At 57.8% G+C, this 22,844-nt stretch carries 13 protein-coding genes; 3 read left to right on the forward strand and 10 right to left on the reverse strand.

Translation table 11 applies throughout. The annotated features are described in order from the left end of the window. Positions 1–36 precede the first annotated feature (36 nt). On the forward strand, positions 37–1,068 hold the full coding sequence (locus AB5Y64_RS09930; protein WP_001809438.1) for an IS630-like element ISAhy2 family transposase: 1,032 nt from the start codon (positions 37–39) through the stop codon (positions 1,066–1,068). A gap of 40 nt (positions 1,069–1,108) precedes the next feature. Here AB5Y64_RS09930 and AB5Y64_RS09935 read toward each other — a convergent pair whose 3' ends face one another. From AB5Y64_RS09935 to AB5Y64_RS09980, 10 genes are all read right to left on the reverse strand, one after another. Further along, positions 1,109–3,541, reverse strand: coding sequence for a glycosyltransferase (locus AB5Y64_RS09935; protein WP_171865722.1), 2,433 nt, complete (start codon positions 3,539–3,541; stop codon positions 1,109–1,111). A gap of 23 nt (positions 3,542–3,564) precedes the next feature. Next, entirely contained in the window at positions 3,565–5,532 is a 1,968-nt protein-coding gene (locus tag AB5Y64_RS09940) for a class I SAM-dependent methyltransferase (RefSeq protein WP_161470119.1), read from the reverse strand. A 277-nt stretch (positions 5,533–5,809) separates the two neighbouring features. Next, positions 5,810–7,012, reverse strand: a complete 1,203-nt coding sequence (locus AB5Y64_RS09945) for a sugar transporter (RefSeq protein WP_368203708.1) — start codon at positions 7,010–7,012, stop codon at positions 5,810–5,812. Between the two features lie 15 nt (positions 7,013–7,027). Beyond that, the gene (locus tag AB5Y64_RS09950) at positions 7,028–7,678 is read right to left on the reverse strand and encodes an ABC transporter ATP-binding protein (protein ID WP_368203710.1); all 651 of its coding nucleotides are present in this window, start codon (positions 7,676–7,678) and stop codon (positions 7,028–7,030) included. An 11-nt stretch (positions 7,679–7,689) separates the two neighbouring features. Next, positions 7,690–8,490 carry an ABC transporter permease gene (locus AB5Y64_RS09955; RefSeq protein ID WP_368203712.1) on the reverse strand — a complete coding sequence of 267 codons (801 nt, stop codon included), beginning with the start codon at positions 8,488–8,490 and terminating at the stop codon, positions 7,690–7,692. A 63-nt stretch (positions 8,491–8,553) separates the two neighbouring features. Beyond that, complete coding sequence (locus tag AB5Y64_RS09960) at positions 8,554–10,323, reverse strand: polysaccharide biosynthesis/export family protein (protein ID WP_368203724.1); 1,770 nt, start codon at positions 10,321–10,323, stop codon at positions 8,554–8,556. Between the two features lie 24 nt (positions 10,324–10,347). After that, the gene (locus tag AB5Y64_RS09965) at positions 10,348–10,722 is read right to left on the reverse strand and encodes a hypothetical protein (protein ID WP_171865727.1); all 375 of its coding nucleotides are present in this window, start codon (positions 10,720–10,722) and stop codon (positions 10,348–10,350) included. A 675-nt stretch (positions 10,723–11,397) separates the two neighbouring features. Continuing rightward, positions 11,398–12,039, reverse strand: coding sequence for an energy-coupling factor ABC transporter permease (locus AB5Y64_RS09970; RefSeq protein WP_368203714.1), 642 nt, complete (start codon positions 12,037–12,039; stop codon positions 11,398–11,400). Positions 12,040–12,133: 94 nt separating this feature from the next. Continuing rightward, the gene (gene pflA / locus AB5Y64_RS09975) at positions 12,134–12,976 is read right to left on the reverse strand and encodes a pyruvate formate lyase 1-activating protein (RefSeq protein WP_010674272.1); all 843 of its coding nucleotides are present in this window, start codon (positions 12,974–12,976) and stop codon (positions 12,134–12,136) included. Between the two features lie 75 nt (positions 12,977–13,051). Then, positions 13,052–15,991 carry an EAL domain-containing protein gene (locus AB5Y64_RS09980; RefSeq protein ID WP_368203716.1) on the reverse strand — a complete coding sequence of 980 codons (2,940 nt, stop codon included), beginning with the start codon at positions 15,989–15,991 and terminating at the stop codon, positions 13,052–13,054. A gap of 134 nt (positions 15,992–16,125) precedes the next feature. On the opposite strand from AB5Y64_RS09980, the gene AB5Y64_RS09985 reads away from it, so the two are divergent. Beyond that, entirely contained in the window at positions 16,126–17,814 is a 1,689-nt protein-coding gene (locus AB5Y64_RS09985) for an FAD-dependent oxidoreductase (RefSeq protein ID WP_368203717.1), read from the forward strand. Between the two features lie 177 nt (positions 17,815–17,991). Further along, positions 17,992–22,836, forward strand: coding sequence for an alpha-2-macroglobulin (locus AB5Y64_RS09990; RefSeq protein WP_368203719.1), 4,845 nt, complete (start codon positions 17,992–17,994; stop codon positions 22,834–22,836). Positions 22,837–22,844 lie beyond the last annotated feature (8 nt).

Consider the following 22,844-nt stretch of genomic DNA (forward strand, 5'->3'; position numbering starts at 1 on the left):
CTAAACAAAACAAGCCACACCCAAAGGACTGAGTTGATGCCTATCCTACCACCTCTGCCACGACCACAACGGCGCCGCATTCACAAAATCATCCATGCCACCCGTGATAAAGGACATGCTCGTCGCTTGATGGCCATCTTGCTGTTACATGAAGGACGCACGATCACCGATGTTCATCACCTTACCGGCGCTGCGCGCTCGACCATCGGTCGTTGGCTTCGGTGGTATCGAGATGAAGGCATAGATGCGCTAGAAGCCTTACCGGCTGGCCGTGCCCCAGTCTTACCTATCGCCAAGATTGTCACCTTACTGGTGCTGCTCATGCAGTTTTCTCCGCAAGATTTTGGTTATCAGCGCAGCCGTTGGTGTACTGAACTATTGGCTATAAAAATCAATCGGTTAACAGGGCTCAATGTGGCAGCCTCCACGCTCCGCCGATGGTTACCTCGTATGGGCATTGTCTGGCGCAGGCCCGTGCCGACCTTGCGGATAAAAGACCCAGCCTATCAGGAAAAAATGGCGAATATCGACGCCGCGCTGGCCCGCTGTGATGCCGATAATCCGGTGTTTTATGAGGATGAAGTCGATATAGACCTCAATCCCAAATTAGGAGCCGACTGGATGTTCAGAGCGCAGCAAAAGCGGGTTGTCACACCGGGGCAGAATGCCAAGCATTATCTGGCAGGCGTTCTCCACGCAGGCAACGGAAGGGTACTTTACGTCAGCGGGATCAAGAAAAACTCATCGCTGTTTATTGCCATGCTGGAAAAGCTGCGCCACCACTACCGACGAGCCAAAACCATCACGTTGATCCTCGATAACTACATCATTCACAAAAGCAAACAGACCGAGCGATGGTTGAAGAAGAATCCCAAGTTCTGCCTGGTGTTCCAGCCAGTTTACAGCCCTTGGGTTAATCACATAGAACGGCTATGGCACAAGTTACATGAAACCATCACGCGCAATCATCAATGCAGAGGGATGGCAAACCTGCTGGCCCGAGTGAAACACTTCATGGATACCGTGTCTCCTTTCCCGGGGAATGGCTATGGCACAGCGAAGGTGTAGCACTATTGGGATCAGTTATTTAGGTTGCTTTGTTGAAAAATTATTCTCCGGTAGTGCCAAGACTGAAATCTTCGCGGTCTTTCGTCAGATGCGGGTTATAGAAGGGATCCCGCTCCAGATGTTTACCCCACTTGGATTTCATAAAGTTCACTTCCTTGGTAAAGCGAGCCATTTTCTCTGGGGAATCTTCAGCGCCACGGCTAATAGACTCATAGTGATAGAGCTCGGCATAGGGAGTCCAGAGGTTACGATAACCCGCCTCACGTACTTTTAGGCAGAAATCCACGTCGTTAAAGGCAACCTGCAGGTTCTCTTCATCGAGACCTGATACTTGCTCAAATATGTCCTTACGGATGAGCAGACAAGCCGCCGTGACTGCAGACAGTGTCTGAACCAGCGATAAACGATGGAAATAGCCTGGATGATTGCGTGGGAAATGCTTGTGTGAATGGCCTGCTACACCACCCAAACTGACAATGACACCGGCATGTTGCAGGGTGTCGTTGCTGTAATAGAGCTTGGCCCCCACACAGCCGATCTCCGGCCGCAGGCAGTGGCTGACCATCTCGCCCAACCACTCCGGGCTGATCACCTCGACATCATTGTTGACCAGACCAATGATGGTTCCCTTGGCATGGCTGGCACCAAAGTTGTTGATGGCCGAGTAGTTGAAGGGGTGGTCATAACGCAATACCTTGACCCGACTGTCTTCGCGCTGGATACGGGCAAAGAAGTCGAGGGTCTCCTGCTCGACGCTGCCATTATCGAGGATCAGGATCTCGAAGTGGGTGTAGGTACTGCGTTCCAGGATGCTGCGTACTGCGGTTTCGGTCAGGGCGCGGCGGTCCCGAGTGGGGATCAGCAGGCTGACCAGAGGGGCTGGCTCGGGGATGGGGTAGCGTACCCGATAGGTGTTGGGCACCAGCCCCGCTTCCACCCTGACACCGGGTTGCTGGCCCGCGAAATAGTCGTGCAGCGCCTGGAGGCCTGCATCTGTGGTGTAACTCTTCTCACCGGAGGCAAGGGCCGTGGAGCCCTCTATGGTGCGCCAGTGATAGAGCACGCGGGGGATATGGACTATCTGCGCTGCCGTCACATGGGGCAGGCAGCGCAGCAGCAGATCCTGATCCTGGCTGCCCTCGACGCCAAGGCGGAATCCGCCTATCTGTTGCAGCAGTGAGCGGCGATAGACCCCGAGGTGAGAGACATAGTTTTGCGAGAAGAACAGGTCCGGGTTCCAGTCGCTCTTGAAGTGGGGATCAAAGCGTTCGCCGCGACCATTGAGCTTGTCTTCGTCACTGTAGAGGATCTGGGTATCGGTTTTTTCGCAAATGGCCTGAGCCATAAACAGCAGGGCGTGTTCCGGCAGGGCATCATCATGATCCAACAGTGCTACGAAATCGCCCTTGGCAATCTCCAGGGCGCTATTGGAGGCCGCAGAGATATGGCCATTCTGCTCGCGGTAGATAACCTTGATACGGCTGTCTTTGGCCTCATACTCGCGCAGTACCCGCTGCACATGGGCCTTTGGCGAGCGATCATCTGCAATACAAAGTTCCCAGTGGGGATAGCTTTGCGCCAAGACGGAGTCCAGGCAGGCACGCAGGTAGATTTCGGCCGGGTTATAGACCGGCATCACCACAGAAATCAGCGGGGGAGTAAGCAGATTAGATAAATATGCTGCAACCTCACTCTTCGTTGGTAGACCCGGTGTTTCTACCATATCTATCCACTCATCATAGTTCAGCGTGGGTTGAGAATAATTGAATGTTTCTTGATAATTTTTATAAAGGGCATGCAGGTCGCATTCTCCTTCCTTTATTTTTATCGCTTCCACAATCTCATTTTTATTTAAACCTTGAAACTCATCGTGAGCATCAATTAGTCGAGATACAAGGGCATCGTCCAGTTGTCCATCTGCAACCGGGAAAATACTGAACTCACTTAATGAAAATTTACCTTTGCGCTCCATAGGATCAAAGCGCAGGTGATGCAAGGTGCTATCGAGATAAAATATCCTTGAGGATAATTGGTTAGTCACATAGGGCATAACAACAGAATCACTTTCGTTGAACCCCCTGCCTACATCCAGATACAGCTTGCTGAGGCCACGCTGACCTTGACTATGAATTGTCAGTTTGAATTCATACCAACCTGGCTGGAAGGCTGGCCATTGTCCTAGATCGATAATAAAAAAGGGATCCAACCCTTCCGAATGCCAGCCGTATTGGGTCCCACTATCGATAGATAGTTGATTGAGGGCTTGATAGGGCAGTGCAATAGCTTGAGTGGGTAGTGGTTGCGGTGTGGTCATTCCCCAATCGGAACAAGGTTGACGACCCAATAACCGCCCATAACGTTTGAAATGTTCACGCGCTGGCATGCCGGTAAGGCGTACGTCCAGATATGTATGCAAATACCAGTGTTCATCGAAATGAGCTAATGCATCGTCGTTATAGTGTTGGGTCGTCATTTATTTTTATATTTCCGAGTTTATCAGTATGTCGGTAGGCAGTGACGCTGTTCGGCTTGCCCATGCATGATGTAGTGAATAAGGGGATTGATGGCGCTCTGCGCCACATCTGGATAGGTATCAATATACCAGCGAGTGTCAAATACGGAACTAGGGTTGTAGCCTTGTTCGGCACCTATTTCCAAGTAGTGTTCAATGGCTGAGAGCGAGCTGATTGCGACTTCCGGGTAGTGTTCACAGTACCAGCGCTCATCAAACAAGCCAGAGTTGGCAATGCGCTCGATAGTGCTTGTGCTGTTGGTGCTAGGCTCACCTTTGTCCTTGAAAGTTCGAGCAATGGCCCGGACGGGAGCCGTCAGCTTCCAGGAAACACTTCTCTTGAGTCGCTGAGCTCGTTCCCTTGCTTGTTGCAGTTGTTGCTCTTTGCTCTCCAGCTCCCGGGTCAGGCTTTCGGCATGGCGGGTCATCAGTGCCAGCTCATGGAAACGTTCCGCAACACTGGCTTCCAGCACCAGACGATGCTCAGTCAGCGCTGAGTTTTGTTGTTGCAGTTGCTTCAGCTCGTTTTGATGAAGCAGTGCTGCTGCATGTAGCCTCTGACGGCTGTCGATCAGCTCACGCTCAATCTGCTTGTGCTGCGATACTAAAGTATCTCGTTCACATTGAAGCTGCGTTTGCACATGGGCCGTTTCTCTGAGCTGCTCGAGTGCTTGGGCCAGTTGTTGCGAGAGTTCGGCATTCTTGGTCTCAAGTTGGTGCTGAGTATTGAGCGCCATATCTCGTTCCTGTGCAAGACGCGCTTGGTGTGTCTTGGCATCAGTTAACTGGTTATTCAGGTCAGCTTGCAGGGCTTTCAGTGCACTTTGTTGGGCGTCAAACTTTTGTTCCCGTGCTTGGGCCAGCTGCTGCGAGAGTGTTGCGTTGTTTATTTCAAGTTGGCGCCGAGCGTGAAGTGCCAAATCTCGTTCCTGTTCAAGGCGCGCTTGGTTTGTCTTGGCTTCAGCTTGCAGGGTTTTCAATGCACCTTGTTGTGCGTCAAACTTGTGCTCTTGTGCTTGATATTCTGCAAGCTTGGCATGAAGGGCCTCGATCTCCTGATGTTGCGAATTAATCCGTGCGGTGATATGTCCCCGTTCAAGGGCATGTTGCTCCTGCTCGTATATCAGGGCTTCCTTATATTCACTAGCCTGTCTGTCCATTTTCTGCTGGAGTTCAAACGTGGCTCTACTATCACAGCATACTTTGCCTAAGCGGGAAAAAATGTCTTTAGCTTGCTGCAAAGTGGAGGGCTTGGAAGAGAGTCTATATAGAGCTTGCATGGAAGTATGCTGCTTGTTCCCGACGCCTATGACACCAAGGCCATTGCCGTGAGCAAATTCAAAGTGAGGGTAGATTGCTTTAAGCTCGTTAAAAAATCTGAAAACACCAAAGCCTCGTGTTCTGATATTGGTGTCATGCATGATGACTACTGCGCTTGGAGAGAGTTTTGGTAACCAGTTTTCAAAAGTTTGACGCACCGCATCAAGCGTATGTAACCCATCGATATGTAGCAGGTCAATACTCCCTTCCTCGAAATGTTCTAATGCTTGTTCAGGGATGCTACGCATTAATGTGGAGAAGCTGAAATAATTCTCTTTGTTATGAATCGAAACTTGAGAATAGGCATCTTCATAATTCTCACTTGAATGTTCGGCCCCACTCCAAGTATTGATAGAAAAGCATTGAGTATCAAGTTCAAGATTAGCCACAGCTTGGCAGAAAGAAAAATAGGAACTGCCATCATTGGTGCCGATTTCAACAATCTTTCGGGGTTGAAGTGCATCCACCAGCCAGAATGCAAACGGAATGTGCTCTAGCCATTCAGAATGGGCTAAATAAATAGGGTCCCAGAAAATATTTTTTTTAAAAATAAAGTCAAGCTCGATGTGAAGTTGAGATTCTCGCGACTTCATTTGATTGGCAATATTTCGATATTTTTTTTGGTTATCCATATTCCCTCTCGGATACATGAGGATGATTTAAATGACGGTGATGCAGTTTCTTTTGGACTTTATTTTAAATGCTTATTTGTTACATGTTGGCGATGTAAGCAAGCTGAGTCATGAAATAAAAGTCATATCCATCTAACCTCAGTGGCGAGATACCATTTTCATAACATAATAATAATGGTGTTGTAGGATGCTGTAACATTATAACTACTCATGTTGAAATAATTAAAAGCAAGTTAATAGTCTTTGGTATTATCAGCGATACCTAATATTTCACATATTAATCCTGATGCTCACGCAAGGTAGCAAGACCCATGACGATCAATCCATAGAAGAGAATCAGCAGCACACTCACTGTGGCCAAGTTGTAGAGACGGCGAGGGTATTCCGCATCCTGGGCCAGGCTGGGTTGACTGATGACCAGCAGGTGTTTGAGCTTGCGATAGGCCTCTATCCTGGCCTGTTCCAAGCTGATAAGGCCCGTCTTGTAGAGATCTGCCGCCAGGGTGGCCTGGGTTTGCACATCCATGTAACCGGCGGTTATCTCGTTCATGGCCTCTTTATCTTGGCCGGTGAGCTTGGCACGCTCCTGCTCCAGTTGCCTGTTGAGAGCATCGACGCGGCTCTGCACCGAGATGACGCCGGGGGCGCTCTCTCTCATATAGCTGCGCAGTTGTTTGAGCTGCGCCTGCTGGTTCACCAACTCTGCCTCGATCTGGCTGACTACCCCGAGACGTGCGCTACTGGTGGATTCCGGGCTGATGAGTTGGTGACTGTTTTGAAACGCCAGCACCTTGGCCTTCTCATCCTGTAGTCGTTGATAGGCACGATCGACCTCTTGTTCGACAAAAGCTAGTTGTTCCAGTGCCACCTGATGTCCCAGCTTGTTGATAAAGCGCTCGGACTCTTTGAGCATCAGCCCCACCACCTGCTGGCCATACTCGGGATCAAACGCCTGCAATTCGATGGTGAGCACGCCCGACAGCTCATCCAGGCGCAGCGTCAGGTGTTTGCGGTAGTATTCGATAAAGTCTTCCCGGCTGACATCCTGTGGCAGACGAGAAAAATAGTCGGCCTTGTCACTCTGGTAATGGGCCTTGAGGCCGAGTTCTTTATCCAGCTTGGCCAGCAGATCCCAGGATTTCAGATACTCCTGGATCAGCAGCACATCCTGATGATTACTGCCACCCAGCCCCAGCATCGACAGGGCATCGGGCAGCATCTTGATCTGATCCGCCTGCTTGATCATCAGCTCTGCCCGGCTCACATACCGATCCGAGGCGATGACGCCGAGATAGAGGGCGGCAATGGCAAAACAGGCGACGACCCAGAGGAAGCTGCCGAGTTTGAGGCTCTGCTGCCAGGAGCGGTGGGCAATCTGAAAACCGCTGGAGTCGATAAAAAAGCGCTTTGGCTCATTGCCGAGCTTGCGCAGTTTGCGCGCGAAGCGGGATGGTCTTTCGGAACGGATAGGTTGAGTCATGATGGATGCAGCTTGTTAGAGATTCTGATAAATGCGGATGGCATCGTCGATATTGTCGAAAACTTCCAATGTACTATTGCGCAGCAAGATGCCCATGTCGCACTGCTGGCGCAGGTTTTTCATGTCGTGAGACACCATGATAAGGCTCGCGGTCTCGCGCTTTTGATTGAAGGTATCGATGCACTTCTGCTTGAAGCGGGCATCCCCCACCGATGTAATTTCGTCGGTCAGATAAATATCAAAATCAAAGGCCATGCTGACGGCAAAGGAGAACTTGGACTTCATGCCGCTGGAGTAGGTTTTGATCGGCAACTCGAAATGCTGACCGATTTCGGAAAACTCCTTGACCCACTCCTCCACGGGCTGGGTGTCGCGCACTCCATGGATGCGGCAGACGAAGCGGGTGTTCTCCCGCCCTGTCATGCTCCCTTGAAACCCACCGCCGAGGGCCAGTGGCCAGGAGACACGGCAAAGACGGGTCACCTTACCCTGATTGGGGGTATCCATGCCCCCCAACAGGCGAAGCAGGGTGGATTTGCCCGCGCCGTTGACGCCAAGAATGCCGATATTGCGATCTCGCGGCAGTTCGATGCTCACATCCCGCAACACATAGTTGCGGCCAAATTTGGTCGGGTAGTACTTGGAGACACTTTCGAGAATGATCATGGTGTTTCACTTTAACTGGCGATCAATCGGCGATGATTCAGGCGATAGCAGCTCATGGCAAAAGTCAGCAGCAGCAAGGTGATGCTGGCGAAATAAATCCAACTGACACTGGGGCTGCTGTATCCCGCGATCCAGCCGCTGCGTATCAACTCAACAGCATGCACCAGCGGATTCCACAAAAACCAGTGCTGGTACTGGGGCGGAATCGAATTCAATGGATACATTACGCAGGAGATAAACATCAGCGGCATCATCAGCAGGCTAAGGAGTTTATTTGCCTCTTGAAAGAGACTGCCAATCACACAAAAAACGATGCCGAGGGAGAATGAAAACACCATCAGCAGCAGATAGCCAATGATGACTTGCAAGGGATCGGCAGGGATGGCATCGAAACCAAACCAGAGCAGCCCCAGCACCAGTATGATGCCCACCATCATGCCCACCATGACCTCTAGCATAAAGCGGGCAACAAAGGTGGCGAAGGGGGTGACCTGACGGTAGCAGAACAACCCCATGTTGGCGTTGACCGCAGATTTAAGCTGACTCACCACCTTGTTGAAAAACATGAAAGGGAGGTAACCGGCCGTGATAAAAACCTGTACAGGCACGCCCCCGAAACCACTCTGGCTGCGCATCCCGAAAATCAGACTAAATGCGCTTATCATCAATAGAGGGTCAAGCAGGGCCCAGGCATAGCCCAGCCGGTAACTGCCGAATCGGGTCTTCAGTTCTCGGATAAGCAAACCAAACGTCACATCGCGCAGCACCTGCAGGGGCGTTCGAGGTGTTTGATTGAGAATGGGTTTATGCATTGAGTCGTTTACCGTATGGCAGACTCGCCGATTGACGAGTCTGCATTGTTCGGTGTGGGCGGTTTAGTTGATGGCTACGTTTGCCGCCACGGCGATCTGATAGATGATCTGGGTGATGTCTTTGACCGACTGCATGGTTTTGCTGTCAACCTTGGGCAACACCATGATCTGATCCCCTGGCTGAACATTCCCCTGGCCCTTGAACTCCACCAGCCCGTTGGCATGCACCACGGCGATGCGCTGATCATTGGCTCGTTCGGTAAACCCACCGGCCCAGGCGACATAATCATCGAGGTCGGCATTGGCGTTGTAAACCACGGCTTGTGGCATCAACACCTCACCACCCACCTGGATAAGGTCAGTCTTGTTCGGGATCACAATCTGGTCGCCTTGCTCCAGCTGAATGTTGGCGATGATGCCCTTGTCTGCGACCACGACCTTGCCCAGAGGCTGAATCTTGCGAGCCTTGTCGACAAATTGCATGACCAGCTCGGCCTCTTTGGCACGGATGGTCGCTTCACCATCCGAACTGGCCGGCGCGGTGAATACGCTGCGCTCCAGCCGGTTGAGCGACTCATCCAGCATCTCTTTTTGCCGGATGGCCACGCTCTTGCGCATCAGATAGATGGATTGGTAATCGGCCAGATCCGGATTGATCGGAATATGGTTGAGCAGATCGTGCAGTTTGGTCTCTTTGCGGACGGTGAAGTAAGAGGGACCCATATAACTGCCGGTGACCTGCACATCGTAAACTTGTGCATGCATGTCATCGTTGAACAGCACCTTGTCACCGTCTTTGAGTTGGACCCGGGCAAAATCTTTGTAAGGCAGATAAATAGAGAAGGGACCGTTTGCACGATCGCCAATTACCCCGACATGACTCACCTTGGCGAGGGGCAGGGCATAATTGACCAGTTCCGAACCCAGTGTATTGCGCTGCTTTAATTCGAAGCGGAATGGGTTGCGAACCTTGCCAGCCACATTGATCATCGGCCCTTGGGGTTCCACCAGGATCACATCCTGATCCTTCAGGGAAAGCTTGGGCATTTTGCCTTTTTGCATGAATTCATACAGGTCGATCTGCTGGAGGACCTGGTTTTGGCGCAAGACCTTGATTTGACGGTAGCTACCACGCTCTGAATCGATACCACCCGCCCGTTTGAGGAAATAGAGCACGCTGTCAGACGATTGCCCGGCATATTGGCCTGGGCGGATCACCGGCCCCGTCACGAATACACTCACTGGGGTTGTCGTCAGCAGGTTGACGTAAATATTGACGTTGTTGGTGAATACATCACCAATCTTGCTGGTTACCAGATTATTGATTTGGCTGGCTGGAACATTCTTGACATTGATTGGGCCTACATCAGGGATGAAAATATTGCCCTGATTGTCGACCGTTACCACATTGGAGAAATTGACGGCGCCCCAGATCCAGATATTCAGCTTGTCACCTGGTGCTATCAGGTAATTGTCATTCAAGCCATCACTGCGTTCGGTTTCATATCCACCTGCAAACAGGTTGGCACCGTAGGGGGGAGGGAGTCCGACCTCGGCTTGTGGCAGTAACTTCCGCACATCTGCCTCACCTGGCAGCAACATGCCCTGCCGATTTTGTTGCGCAAAACTGCCGGTTGTTGAACTCGTGCTGGCTTGACCACTCAGCGATGATTGGCCGCCAAGTTGGGGCCGATTGTTATCGCCTGAATTACCCGACAGGGTATAGCCAAATGATGCCCCATTTGCCTGGGCCTGGTCCGGTGCGCTAGCCGCCATGGTGGTGCAGGAGGCACCGATGAGAAACAGAAGGGTACTCAGCTGACGAACGTTCATTTTCAAAACAGATACCTTCGAGTTTTATTGTTCAGCAAGAAGGCTGCTGACAGAAGCTTGATCCAATTGAGGTATCAGGTACCACAGTTCTTCACTCTTGCATGCGACACTTCTTTGCGAGTGACCTTGCATGTTGTTGAACAAGAGGTCAACGCACTTACGTCCCATGGCAGACACATAGCGCTGACCCAGGGTGAAGGTAACACCGTTTGTGCTGAGTGCAGACCCCTGAGGTTGAGTGTTGAGCGCCTGTTGCAGGTTTGCTGGCATGGCTTGCAGTGCTGTGGTCGATGATGGATTGACGAGGGGACGGGAGGCTTCGACCTGCTTTGGTTCATATGCGCAGCCAGCAATAGACATGGCTAGTGATATCGCCAGAAACCGGGTTGCGTAGTTCATGTGTCAATATTATCCATGGAGTCAAAACTTGAAGTGTAAATTATTTGTTAATTTAATGTTGTGGGCAGTGTTCGTTTTGCGATAATGCTTGTCTCATGTTGTTCCTTGGTGTTGCTGTACTGAAACTGTACACTCAAAAGGCAAAAAAAGAAAAAAGCTACCGCGCGGAAGTGACATTGCTCCGGTCTAGGATGGTCAAATTGTGGCTTGAAATAAAATTAAAAACAAAATACGGACTGTCATCAACAGCCCTGTTTGAATAGCTTTCCAGTCGTGCTGGAGCCGAGCTCACATATATTGCGTCATTTTGGGATGCTCGTCATGCTTAATTTTATTCGGAGCGCATAATACCTTTGGGTTGCGAATGAGTCAATACACATTAGGGAAGGTGCTAACAAGTCACTTGGCACAAAAACACACCATTCTAAATTATTGATATTAAATGGCTAAACTTTTTAGTTTTGGCACATAGGGTACTTATTCGCACCTTCCCTAGGGATGGCGCGAATAAGTACCTCGGGCGCAAAAAATGAAAAATTTAGCCATTTAATATCAATGGGTTGGAATAGTGTGTTTTGGTGCCAAGTGACTTATTCGCACCTTCCCTAGGTTGACAGGCTTGGTACGGTATGGCGGTGGTTATTACTCCCTATGCCGCTTATGTGAAGCAATTTATCAGCGCCCCAGATACTCCCGATCGAAGAAGGTGTTGACCCAGTGGGGGCGATAGACGGCGAGCAGTGTCATGGTCATGCCGTTGAGCAGGGCCTCGGGGAAGAGCAGCAGCGGCCAGATGGAGAGGTAGTCGGCGCTGATGGTGTGCCAGGAGTAGGTGCCGCTCAGACCCATCAGCAGGGCGCTGGCGATCACCTTGGCCGAGATGCTCAGCGCCCCCCCGAGAAATGCTGCCACGAACAGATAGACGAAGAGGTGGCGAGGCAGCCAGGCCCAGCTCCCCAGAAACAGCAGCCAGCTGGTGGCGACCGGCAGCGCGATGCCGATGAGCGCCTGCCAGCCGAACTCCGCCAGATCGGTGACACCAAAGGCCCCGAGGATCAGCAAGGTGAGGCAGGGGGCCAGCAGGGCGAGGCGCCAGCCCAGCAGCAGGGTCAGGCTGGTGAGGCCGAGAAAATGGATCTCCAGCCCCTCGTGCAGACCCGCCCGCAAGGTCCAGAGTGGCACCAGGACGATGGCGCCGCCGAGGCAAAGATGCTGATAGAGCGGGTGGGCGCCAAGGGTGCGCAGCAGGGAGGCGTTCAGACTGAAGGCGAGCAGCACCAGCCAGAGCAGGAGGGCGGCGACTTGTCCTTCACTCATGAGCGGTTCCCCCGGATGCGGCTGTCGGTGATGGCGCCGTGGCGAACGCCAGCGCAATGAAAAGAGGCCGCCCTCTGCCGGGCGGCCTCCTGTCTCAATACTTCACGTTGGGGTGATACTTGCCAAGGATGCCCTGGACCCTGTCCATGGTCTCCTTGCTGGGGGGCTTGATGCCGACCAGATCATAGGTATCTCCCAGCACGTCCCACTTGTGCTTGCCAAGTTCGTGGTAGGGCAGCAGCTCCACCTTCTCGACGCACTCCCCCAGCTCGGCGATGAACTGGCCGAGTCCTTCTGCGCTTTCGTCATCGTCGGACCAGGTGGGTACCACCACGTAGCGGATCCACATGGTCTGACCGCGGGAGGCCAGGTAGCGGGCGAACTCCAGGGTGTACTTGTTGCTGACGTGGGTGAGGGGAATGTGCTTCTCGTCGTTGATCTGCTTGATGTCGAGCAGCACCAGATCGGTGTTGTCCAGCACCCGGTCGAGCAGCTCGTCGTAGTGACGCACGAAACCGTTGGTATCCAGGCAGGTGTGGATCCCCTGGGCCTTGCAGGCGGTGAACAGTTCGGCGATGAACTCCTGCTGCAGCATGGCCTCGCCGCCGGAGGCGGTCACGCCACCGCCGGAGGCATTCATGAAGTGGCGATAGCTGGTGAGATCCTTCATCAGCTCGGGCACGGTGACCTCGCGGCCGCCCTGGGTGTCCCAGGTGTCCCGATTGTGACAATACTTGCAGCGCATCAGGCAGCCCTGCATGAACACGATGAAGCGGATGCCGGGGCCGTCGACGGTCCCGCAGGTCTCGACGGAATGGATCCGGCCAATGATGTCGGTAGTGCCGGTGTCGCTGGCTTCAACGGTCGGGATCCGCTGCGTGCCGGGGGTGGCAGGTCCCTTGGATTCAACGGCGGGGATCCGGTTAATGACTGACATAGACGACTCCAATGGTGCGGACAAGGTTCGAGCGGTCGTTATTTTATGACAGAAAGCCCTATAAATCCTACCAGTTTAGCCCGCAGGGGTGGCACCCAGCAGGCTCTCCAGTGCCTTGACGGGGAGCGGCCGGCTGGTGAGGACGCCTTGATAATGCTGGCATCCCAGGGCCTTGAGCACGGCGAGCTGCTCCTCGTCCTCCACCCCTTCGGCGGTCACCGTGAAGCGAAACACCTTGGCGAGATCCAGAATGGCCTTGACGATGGCCTTGTCCTGCTCGCTGTGCACTAGCGTCTGGATGAAGCTCCTATCCAGTTTGACCTCATCGGCGGGCAGATCGCGCAGATACGCGAGAGAAGAATACCCGGTACCGAAGTCATCGATGGAGATGAGGATGCCCAGCGCCTTGAGCTGGCGGATCTTGGCGATGCTGTCCAACCGGTTTTCCAGCACCACGGACTCGGTGACTTCCAGCAGCAGGCGCGATGGCGGCACCCCGGTATCGCGCAGCACGTACTCCACCTGCTGCACGAAGCCGGCGGTGTGGAACTGGCGGGCACTGACGTTGACCGACAGATGGGGGATGGCGAGGCCGTTGTTGAGCCAGAAACTGTACTGGGCGCAGGCCGTCTTCATTACCCAGTAGCCTATCTCCTGGATCAGGGTGGTCTCTTCGGCGATGGGAATGAACTCCCCGGGTGGGATCATGGTGCCGTCCATCTTCTGCCAGCGCAGCAGCGCCTCCACACCCGAGAGGCTGCCGTTGTCGACTCTGTACTGGGGCTGATAGTGCAGCACCAGCTCGTTGTTGCGCAGGGCATCGCGCAGCTGGTTGCTCAGGGAGAGCTTGCTCTTCTCCTTCTCCGCCATGGCTTCGCTGAAGAAGATGTGGTTGCCTTGGCCGGCTCGTTTGGCCATGTGGACGGCGGTGTCGGCCTGCTGCATCAGGATCAGGGGATCCTTGTCATCGTCGCTGAACAGGCTGATCCCCACGGAGGCACTGCAGTGCAGCTTGTGATCGCCGATGTCGAAGGGGGCACGGAAGATCCCCATCAGCTCCCGGGCAAAGTGCTCCGCCAGGATCTTGGCGGTGATATAGCCCTGGCCCAGTGCCGTGAAGAGCAGGGCAAATTCGTCACCCGAGGTGCGGGCGAGCACCAGGTTCTCCTGGGGCAGGGACTTGAGTCGCACCACCACGGCCTGGAGCAGCAGATCGCCGCAGGCGTGACCGAGGGAGTCGTTGATGGATTTGAAGTTGTCCAGATCCAGCAGCAGCAGGGCCCCCCACTGACCACTCGGGGCCTGCAGGGTGCGCTGCATGATGTCGGTCAGGCTGCGCCTGTTGTAGAGATCGCACAGGTCGTCGTAGTAGGCGAGGCGCTCAATGTGGCGGGCGGTCTCTTTCTCCCGGGTGATGTCGTGGAAGCTGCAGACGAAGTGGCTGATCTCCTCCTCCTCGTCCTTGACCCCGCTCACCATGAGCCGCACCGGGAAGAGGTGTCCTTCCCTGTGCAGGCATTGTTCCTCCCCGAGCCAGTATCCCTGCCGGTTGACCGCCGCGATCACCTCCTCCTTGAGGGTGTCGCCATAGTAGGTGGGCCTCAGGGCGTCGATGTGCAGGCCCAGCATCTCCTCGCTGGCAAAGCCGGTGATGCGGCTGAAGGAGGCATTGACCTTGAGGATGATGCCCCCGTGATCCATCACCAGCAGGCCGTCGTGGGTGTTGAAGGCCACTTCGGCCAGGCGCAGGGCATCGTCATTGGCCAGGCGCTGCAACTCGCTGGCGGCCCGCTCGCGCTGTTCGTAGAGGACGTCCAGCAGGGGCGCGGGATCGGTCAGAGGGGTGGCGAGCAGCAGGGTGAGCTGCCCCAGGGGGAGACCGTTTGGCCCCGGGAAGGGGATGCCGACATAGGCCTTGGCGTCGAGGGCCAGCAGCTGGCTGGACTGGGGATAGCGCAGGGCCAGATCTTCCACGTAGAGACTCTGCCCGTGCTGGAAGATCTCCCGGCCAGGGCCGATGTCCATGGGCATGGGTTTGACGACGGCGAAGGCATCCCCCTCCACCACGCAGCGGGGAATGAGCCAGAGATCCTGGCCGCGAGGCTGAAACTCGCCGATCCAGCCCCTGTGGGCACCGCTCAGGCCCATGGCCCAGCGCAGCAGGGCGCGGCAGTAATCGTTGCCGGTCAGGTTGGCAAGCCCCGGTGGGGGCGCGAGGTCCGGGGTGTCGGTCGCCACGGGGTCCGGCTGCCAGTGGCCGAGCAAACGGGCGCAATGACGCACCAGTTGCAGGGTGTCATCGCTGATGAGGGTGCTCTCGGCATACTCCAGGCTGAGCACGCCGATGAGCTTCTCCTGCTCCAGCAAGGCGCCGTCCAGGCGGGAGCAGACATTGGCATCGGCCAGATAGTAGTGCTGGCTCAACATGGGCTGGTGGGCCGCCTCCGAGAAGCTCAGGGCGCCCCGGGCGCGCAGGGCCCGGATGTAGCGGCTGTCTCCGCGAATGGCACCGAGCGCGTCCACCCCCAGGGTGAAGACCGGGGTCAGCTGTTCGCCGCCAAGGGCGCCATGGGCCTGGTAGTGCCAGAGGATCAGGCGATCGGCCCCCAGGCACTCCTTGAGGCTCTCCAGCATGGCGTCATACTGCTGCTGGCTGGCCATCTGGCTCAGGCGCGGCAGTTGCAGGGACAGGCTGGCGGCGCTCTCCTGGGACTGAGTCTGCAGGCAGATGAGCCAGAAGGCGTCCTGCTCGTGGGAGAGGGAAATATGCCAGAGGAGAGCGTCAAAGCGCAGCACCAGCTTGCCCCCCTTGCCGCTGGCCAGCCGCTGCTCGATGGGTTGGCGCAGGGCGTCCGGCAATTGGGCCGGCCAGGCACTGCGGGGCTCGTCGAGCCAGTGGAGCGGCGTCTGCATCACATCGGTCAGGGCGACCAGCCGTTGACTACGGGTATCCAGGCGGAAAAACAGGGGCGCCTGGCTGGCGGTCGGAAGATGGCTGAGCGCGGTAGACGACATGAACTGACACTATCCTGTTGAGCAATTGTCGGAGGGCAAGAATACTGCAAATCCGTGGCAAACAAAATTTCATTGAATTCTAAATTAGATAAGTCTAATTTATTGGTCATTTCCTGTTGAGTGGAGTCTTGCAGATGAAACGGATCCTGATTGTGGGTGGTGTGGCCGGGGGAGCGTCCGCCGCCGCCCGTGCCCGCCGTTTGAGCGAAGAGGCGGAGATCGTGATGTTCGAGCGGGGCGAGTTCGTGAGCTTCGCCAATTGCGGTCTGCCTTATCACATCGGGGGGGATATCCCGGATCGGGATGCCCTGCTGCTGCAGACACCGCAAAGCTTCAAGCGCCGCTTCAACGTGGATGTGCGGGTGTTTCACGACGTCATCGAGATAGACAGGGCCGGCAAGAGCCTGCTGGTGCGCAACCTGCTGACCGGCGAAGAGCGGCGCGAAGCCTACGACGTGCTGCTGCTGAGCCCGGGCGCCGCCCCCATCCGGCCTCCCTTCCCCGGCATCGAGAGCCCGGGGGTACACACCCTGCGGAGCATTCCCGACATGGATCGCATCCTGGCGGCGCTGGCGCACGACAAGCCCCGCCACGTCACCGTGGTGGGGGGCGGTTTCATCGGGCTGGAGATGATGGAGGCGCTGCACCAGCGCAAGCTGGATGTCACCCTGCTTGAGCTCTCCGATCAGGTGATGGCGCCGGTGGACAAGGAGATGGCCAACCTGCTCCACGCCCGCATCCGGGAGGAGGGGGTCGATCTTCGCCTGCGTACCGGCCTCGCTGCCATCGAAAGCCTGGAGGTGCCTGACGAGAAGACCGCCGCCGTGGCGACCGCCCAGCGGGGTGGACTGCGCCTGACCCTCAATGACGGCTCTCATCTCGACACCGGCCTGTTGATCCTCGCCATCGGCGTCAAGCCCGAGACTCTGCTCGCCGCCAAGGCGGGACTGGTGCTGGGACCGCGGGGCGGCATCAAGGTGGATGCGGGCATGCGCACCTCGGATCCCTGCATCTTCGCGGTGGGGGACGCGGTGGAGGAGACCGATTTTGTCACCGGCGAGCCCGTGCTGATCCCGCTGGCGGGCCCCGCCAACCGCCAGGGGCGCATCGCCGCCGACAACATGCTGGGGCGAAGCGAAACCTATAAGAAGACGCAAGGAACCGCCATCTGCAAGCTGTTCGATCTGGCGGTGGCGAGCACTGGGCTGAACGAGAAGCGGCTGGTGCAGCTGGGGCTGCCGTTCGAGAAGGTTTATGTCCACCCGGGCAGCCACGCCGGCTACTACCCCGGCGCCCATCCGGTCAGCCTCAAGCTGCTGTTTGCCCCGGATGGCAAGATTTACGGCGCCCAGGCCATCGGCAAGGATGGCATCGACAAGCGCATCGACGTGCTGGCGGTGGCCCAGCGCGCCGGTCTCACCGTCTTTGACCTGCAGGATCTGGAGCTCACCTATGCGCCGCCCTTTGGCTCGGCCAAGGATGTGATCAACATGGCCGGGTTCGTGGCGAGCAACCATCTGAAGGGGGACACCCTGCTCTGCCACGCAGCCGAGGTGCAGGCTCGCCACCCCCATCAGCAGGTGGTGGATGTGCGAAACGGCCCCGAACTCGACAAGCTGGGGCGCATTCCGGGGGCGCTGCACATTCCTCTGGACGAGCTGCGCAGCCGTCTTGATGAGTTGCCCAAGGATAAAGAGCTGCTCATCAGCTGCCAGGTGGGACTGCGGGGACACGTGGCCTGCCGCCTGCTGAGCCAGCACGGCTTCAAGGTGAAGAACCTCTCCGGTGGTTTCAAGACCTGGCAGACGGTGATCGCCGAGTAGATCCTCCAGGCTGAAATGGCCCGATTGATCACTCTGTATGCAAACGGGCCACTCCAGTGAGTGGCCCGTTTCTTCATCAGGGGCCGATGCCGCCCGATATGGCAGTTGGTGTTCCCGGGAGTGACGCTTTATTCTATTGGCTCCTGCGCTGCGGCGATCCAACCCGGGATGAACACCATGCACCTCTCTCTCTCCTGCCCCGTGACTCGTCTTCCCCGTGTGGCCTGGCTGGCGGCGCTGCTGCTGGCTGGTTGCGGCCCCGACAAGCCTGTCAGCCAGGTTCCGACGACAGAACCGATGGCCCGGCAGGAGGCGGGAGCGCCCGCCTCCGTGGTGCAGGCCAATGCCCGCCAATATAGGGATGCCCCTGCGCTGGCGCTGGTCTTCTCCGGCCCCTTGGTGCCCAAGGCAAACTGGCAGAGCTGGCTTTCTGTGAGTGAAGGGGGCAAGCAGGTGCAGGGGGAGTGGATCCTGGCCGACGATGGTCGCACCCTCTATTTCCCGAACGTCCAGCCCGACAAACGCTACGAGGTGAGCCTCAAGGCGGGGCTGGGCCCATCCCCCCAGAGCTGGACCCTCAAAACCCGGCCGCTGGAGGCGGGGGCGTCGTTTACCGCGAGCGGCATGGTATTGCCGCTGCGCGACGAGCTGCGCCTGCCCATCAGCGCGGTCAATGTGGACGAGGTCAATATCGACTTCTTCCGGGTCGATGCCGAATACCTGCCCCGTTTCCTGGCCGAGTATCGCCCCGGTGCCGGCATGGGCAACTGGGAGCTTGAGCAGATCACCAAGCGGGCCAAGCGGGTGTTCAGCGGCCGTTACGCGCTGGAGCTCGATGCCAACCGGCGCGAGACCCGCCTCATCAATGTGAAGGAGCCGCAGCTGGCGGAGGCTGGCGTCTACTTTGCGGTGATGTCGCCCCTTGGCAACTACGACTGGCGCAAGGAGACCACCTACTTTGCGGTGAGCGACATGGGGCTCAGTGCCCGCCGTTACCGCGATGAGCTGGAGGTGTTCGTCAGCTCCCTGGCCAGCGCCGACCCCCTCAAGGATGTGCAGCTCTCCCTGCTCGACCAGAAGGGCAACCGGCTGCAGGTGCAAACCACCGACCCCCAAGGTCATCGCCGCTTCGATCAGGTGCAGGGGGCTCGCCTGCTGCTGGCCGAGCAGGGCAAGCATCTGGCGGTGCTGCGCCTCGACGGGGCGGCGCTCGATCTCTCCACCTTCGATCTCGGCACCCAGCCCTGGCAGGCCCAGCAGCTCTATCTGTTCAGCGGGCGCGATCTCTATCGTCCCGGCGAGCGGCTCGACAGCGAGATCCTGCTCAAGGGGCAGGATGGTCAGCTGCTGCCGGGGATGGCGGTAGAGCTGGAGGTGAAACAGCCGGACGGCCAGCTGCTCGAACAAAAGCGGCTGCTGCCGGACAATTTGGGCGCGGCCCACTACGGTCTGCGTTTGCCGGATGATGCGCCGCTCGGGCGCTGGACCATCAACCTCAAGACCGCTGCCGGTAGCCGCTTCGAGTGGCCTTTTCTGGTGGAGGAGTTTCTGCCGGAGCGGCTGAAACTGCAGCTTGGCAAGGGGCCGGATGGGGAAGTGACGACTCTGGACGCCGCCCTCACTTTGCCGCTGCAAGGGGACTATCTCTACGGCGCACCAGCCAGCGCCACCAAGGCCAAGGCGGAGGTGAAGTTAAGCCGCGCCACCATGCCTTTTACTCAGTGGCAGGAGTTCACCCTGGGTGACGTGCTGCTCGCCGAGCAGGCCAGGGATCTCGAGCCGCTGAATCTCACCCTGGATGCGCAGGGGCAGGGGACTTTTTCGCTTGCTGATGAGCTCGATGGGGTGCGCGCCCTCGGGCCGCTGGAGGTGGCTTATCGGGTGTCGCTCTCCGAGCCCGGCGGTCGCGCCGTCAATCGCAGCCGCACCCAGTATGGCTGGCCCGCGGGCAGCCAGTGGCCCGCGCTCAAGGCCGATTTCGTAGCGGATCGGGTGGAAGGGGGCAAGCCGCTCCCCTTCCAGATCCTCAACCTCGATGAACAAGGCCAGCCGGTGGCGGGGGCGGTGAAGGTGCGCCTCATCAACGAGTACCGCGACTACTACTGGCACTACGCCGATGGGGAGGGGTGGAAGTACGAGTTCAACAGCCAGCCCTATCTGGAGCAGGAGCAGACCCTGCAGCTGGATGGCAAGGGGCCGACCCCGCTCACGCTGCAGCTGGCGGCGGGCTGGTATCGATTGGAGGTGGAGAACAGTCAGGGCCATCAATCGAGCCTGCGGGTGGAAATAGGCAGTTACGCCTGGGGCGGCGGTGGGGAGCAGGCGCGGCCCGACAAGATTGCCATCACCCTCGACAAGCGCGCCTATCAGGCGGGTGACAAGGCCAACGTGACCTTGGTTGCCCCGCGCCCCGGCAAGGGGTTGCTGATGGTGGAAGATGGCGACGGCCTGCGCTGGTGGCAGCGTATCCAGCTCAAGGGCGCCGGCGGCGATGCCAAGGATGCCCGCGGCGAGTTCGAGATCCCGGTCAGCCCCGAGTGGCTGCGTCATGATCTGCATATCTCGGCCCAGATCGCCGCGCCAGACAGTGACTCAAAGTCGGTGAGCCAAAAGAGTGTGCAGAGCCTGCGCTCGGTCGGTCTGGTGCCGCTCACCCTGGATCGGGAAGCGCGCCGTCTGCCGCTTACCCTGAGCGCACCTGATAAAGCGGTGCCGCTCACTCGACTGGAAGTGACCGCGACCTCCACCCCCAACAGTCAGGGCCGCGTGGTGCTGGCCGCGGTGGATCGGGGTGTGCTCAACATCAGTGACTACCAGCCCCTCGACCCGTTCGAGATCTTCTTTGGTCGCAAGCGCTTCGCCCAGGATTTGTTCGACAACTACGGGCAAGTGATCCCGCCGCAGGATGGCAAGCTGGCCCGCCTCAACTACGGGGGTGACCGGGCGCCGCTGAAAAAGGGCGGCGCGCTGGAGAGCCGGGTCGAGATCGCCGCGCTCTGGAGCGGCGAGGTGAGTTTTGATGAGAGCGGCAAGGCGGTGATCCCGCTCGAGCTGCCCAACTTCAACGGCGAGCTGGCGCTGATGGCGCTGGCCTGGAACGAACAGCAGGTCGGTGAGGCCGAGCGCGCCGTCAAGGTGGTGGCGCCCTTGGTGGCCGAGATTGGCTGGCCGCGCTTTGGCGCCAGAGGGGATGAGACCCGGGCGCTGGTGCAGCTGCGCAACATGAGCGGCGAGGATCAGACCCTCTCCCTTGTCTGGACCCTCAATGGCGGGCTCAAGGCAAACGGCGAGCTGCCCGGCACCCTGTCCCTTAAAAATGGCGAGGAGCAGTGGTTGACCCTGCCGCTCACCGTGACCGGAGCGAGCGGTGTGGCAAGCCTGCAGTTGGCGGCTAGCGGCAAGGATTTTGCCATCAGCCGCGACTGGTCTCTGCCGCTGCGCTCCCCCTGGCCGGCCGAGACTCGCCAGCGTTACCAGATGCTGGCTCCCGGCCAAGAGATGAGCTTTGCGCCAGCTGAGCTGGCCGGGCTGGATCGTGCCAACCTGCAGGGGCTGCTCAGCCTCTCCGGCACTCCCCCCTGGGATCCGGCAGCCCAGTGGCAGGCGCTGGCCGACTACCCCTATGCCTGTCTGGAGCAGACCTTGTCCCGTGCCTGGCCTTACTTGCTGACCACAGCCGATGAGCGGGCCGCCTGGCGCAAACCCGCAGAGGGCAAGAAAGCGGCGAGTGAGGCGGATGTGCAACGCGCCCTGCTGCAACGGCTGCAGCGGTTGCAACTGCCAAGCGGCGGTTTTGGCCTGTGGGATGGTCGCTCCGACGAGGAGCAGTGGCTCACCGCCTATGCCGCCGACTATCTGCTGGCGCGCAAGGAGGCGGGCGACGCTGTGCCGGAGGCGATGCTCAATCAGGCGCTGAACCGGTTGCAGAGCTATCTCACCGACAGTCAGTATGGTGAGCGCTGGAGCAGTGCTCCCGAGCACAGCCGGCTGGCCTATCAGGCCTACAGTGCCTATGTGCTGGCCCGGGTGGGCAAGGCGCCGCTCGCTACCCTGCGCCTTGTCTGGGAGCAGCAGGCCGATCACGCCCGCTCGGGTTTGCCGCTCTTGCACCTCTCCCTGGCCCTCTCGGCCATGGGGGATGAGCAGAACGCCGCCAAGGCCCTCAGCCGGGCATTGGCGACCGAGCGCGGGGACGATTATCTCGGGGATTACGGCTCGCCGCTGCGCGATCAGGCCCTTGAGCTTTCGTTGTTGCGCCAGCACAAGCTGGCTGCGGAGCGCTGGCCGGCCCTCAGTGCCAAGGTGGCTGATACCCTGGCTCACCGTCAGTGGCTCAGCACCCAGGAGCGGCTCGCCCTGCTGCGACTGGCCCGCGTCGATCCGGCCGTCGACTGGCAGGCCAGGGTGACCTCCTCTCTTGGCAGTGGATCCCTGAGCGGTTCGGCTCCGCTGCAGCAGGGCGCCCCAGAGGCACTGGCCGCGAGCACCGTCACCAACGAGGGCAAGGGATCCCTCTATGTGCAGCGCACCCTCATCGGCTATCCCGAGCAGGCTCCTACCCGGTTGAGTCAGGGGATAAGCGTGACCCGCAGCTGGTTCAACAGCGACGGTCAGCGTTTTGACCCGACCAAGGTGAAGGTGGGCGATCTGGTGGTGGTGCGGCTCAATGTCAGCAGTGAATCGGCGGTGCCCGATGCCCTGCTGGTGGAGATGGTGCCCGCCGGCTTCGAGCTGGAGAATCCGGCCCTTGGCAACAGCATCAAGCTCGAAGAGCTCTCCATCGAGGGGAAACCGGCGTGGCAGAGCGAGTGGAACGACTACCTCAAGCATCAGGAGTTTCGCGATGACCGCTACATGGCGGCGCTGGATCTGAGTGCCGGGAGCAACCAGCAACTGGTCTACCTGATGCGGGCGGTGACGCCGGGTCGCTATCAGGTGCCGCCGACCCAGGTGGAGGATATGTACCGCCCCGAGCTGCGGGCTGTGGGTGAGGATATCCATGAGGTAACTATCTCTGAGTAGCTGGCGCT

The sequence above is a fragment of the Aeromonas sp. R5-1 genome (genome assembly GCF_040908265.1).
Lineage (GTDB): Bacteria > Pseudomonadota > Gammaproteobacteria > Enterobacterales > Aeromonadaceae > Aeromonas > Aeromonas caviae.

What these genes read in the sequence shown, in the direction of transcription:
- AB5Y64_RS09945 (WP_368203708.1), bottom strand. Translation starts at nt 7,012, where the DNA reads ATGACTCAACCTATCCGTTCCGAAAGACCATCCCGCTTCGCGCGCAAA.
- AB5Y64_RS09985 (WP_368203717.1), top strand. Translation starts at nt 16,126, where the DNA reads ATGAAACGGATCCTGATTGTGGGTGGTGTGGCCGGGGGAGCGTCCGCC.
- AB5Y64_RS09990 (WP_368203719.1), top strand. Translation starts at nt 17,992, where the DNA reads ATGCACCTCTCTCTCTCCTGCCCCGTGACTCGTCTTCCCCGTGTGGCC.
- AB5Y64_RS09955 (WP_368203712.1), bottom strand. Translation starts at nt 8,490, where the DNA reads ATGCATAAACCCATTCTCAATCAAACACCTCGAACGCCCCTGCAGGTG.
- pflA (WP_010674272.1), bottom strand. Translation starts at nt 12,976, where the DNA reads ATGTCAGTCATTAACCGGATCCCCGCCGTTGAATCCAAGGGACCTGCC.
- AB5Y64_RS09980 (WP_368203716.1), bottom strand. Translation starts at nt 15,991, where the DNA reads ATGTCGTCTACCGCGCTCAGCCATCTTCCGACCGCCAGCCAGGCGCCC.
- AB5Y64_RS09965 (WP_171865727.1), bottom strand. Translation starts at nt 10,722, where the DNA reads ATGAACTACGCAACCCGGTTTCTGGCGATATCACTAGCCATGTCTATT.
- AB5Y64_RS09960 (WP_368203724.1), bottom strand. Translation starts at nt 10,323, where the DNA reads ATGAACGTTCGTCAGCTGAGTACCCTTCTGTTTCTCATCGGTGCCTCC.
- AB5Y64_RS09935 (WP_171865722.1), bottom strand. Translation starts at nt 3,541, where the DNA reads ATGACGACCCAACACTATAACGACGATGCATTAGCTCATTTCGATGAA.
- AB5Y64_RS09950 (WP_368203710.1), bottom strand. Translation starts at nt 7,678, where the DNA reads ATGATCATTCTCGAAAGTGTCTCCAAGTACTACCCGACCAAATTTGGC.
- AB5Y64_RS09940 (WP_161470119.1), bottom strand. Translation starts at nt 5,532, where the DNA reads ATGGATAACCAAAAAAAATATCGAAATATTGCCAATCAAATGAAGTCG.
- AB5Y64_RS09970 (WP_368203714.1), bottom strand. Translation starts at nt 12,039, where the DNA reads ATGAGTGAAGGACAAGTCGCCGCCCTCCTGCTCTGGCTGGTGCTGCTC.
- AB5Y64_RS09930 (WP_001809438.1), top strand. Translation starts at nt 37, where the DNA reads ATGCCTATCCTACCACCTCTGCCACGACCACAACGGCGCCGCATTCAC.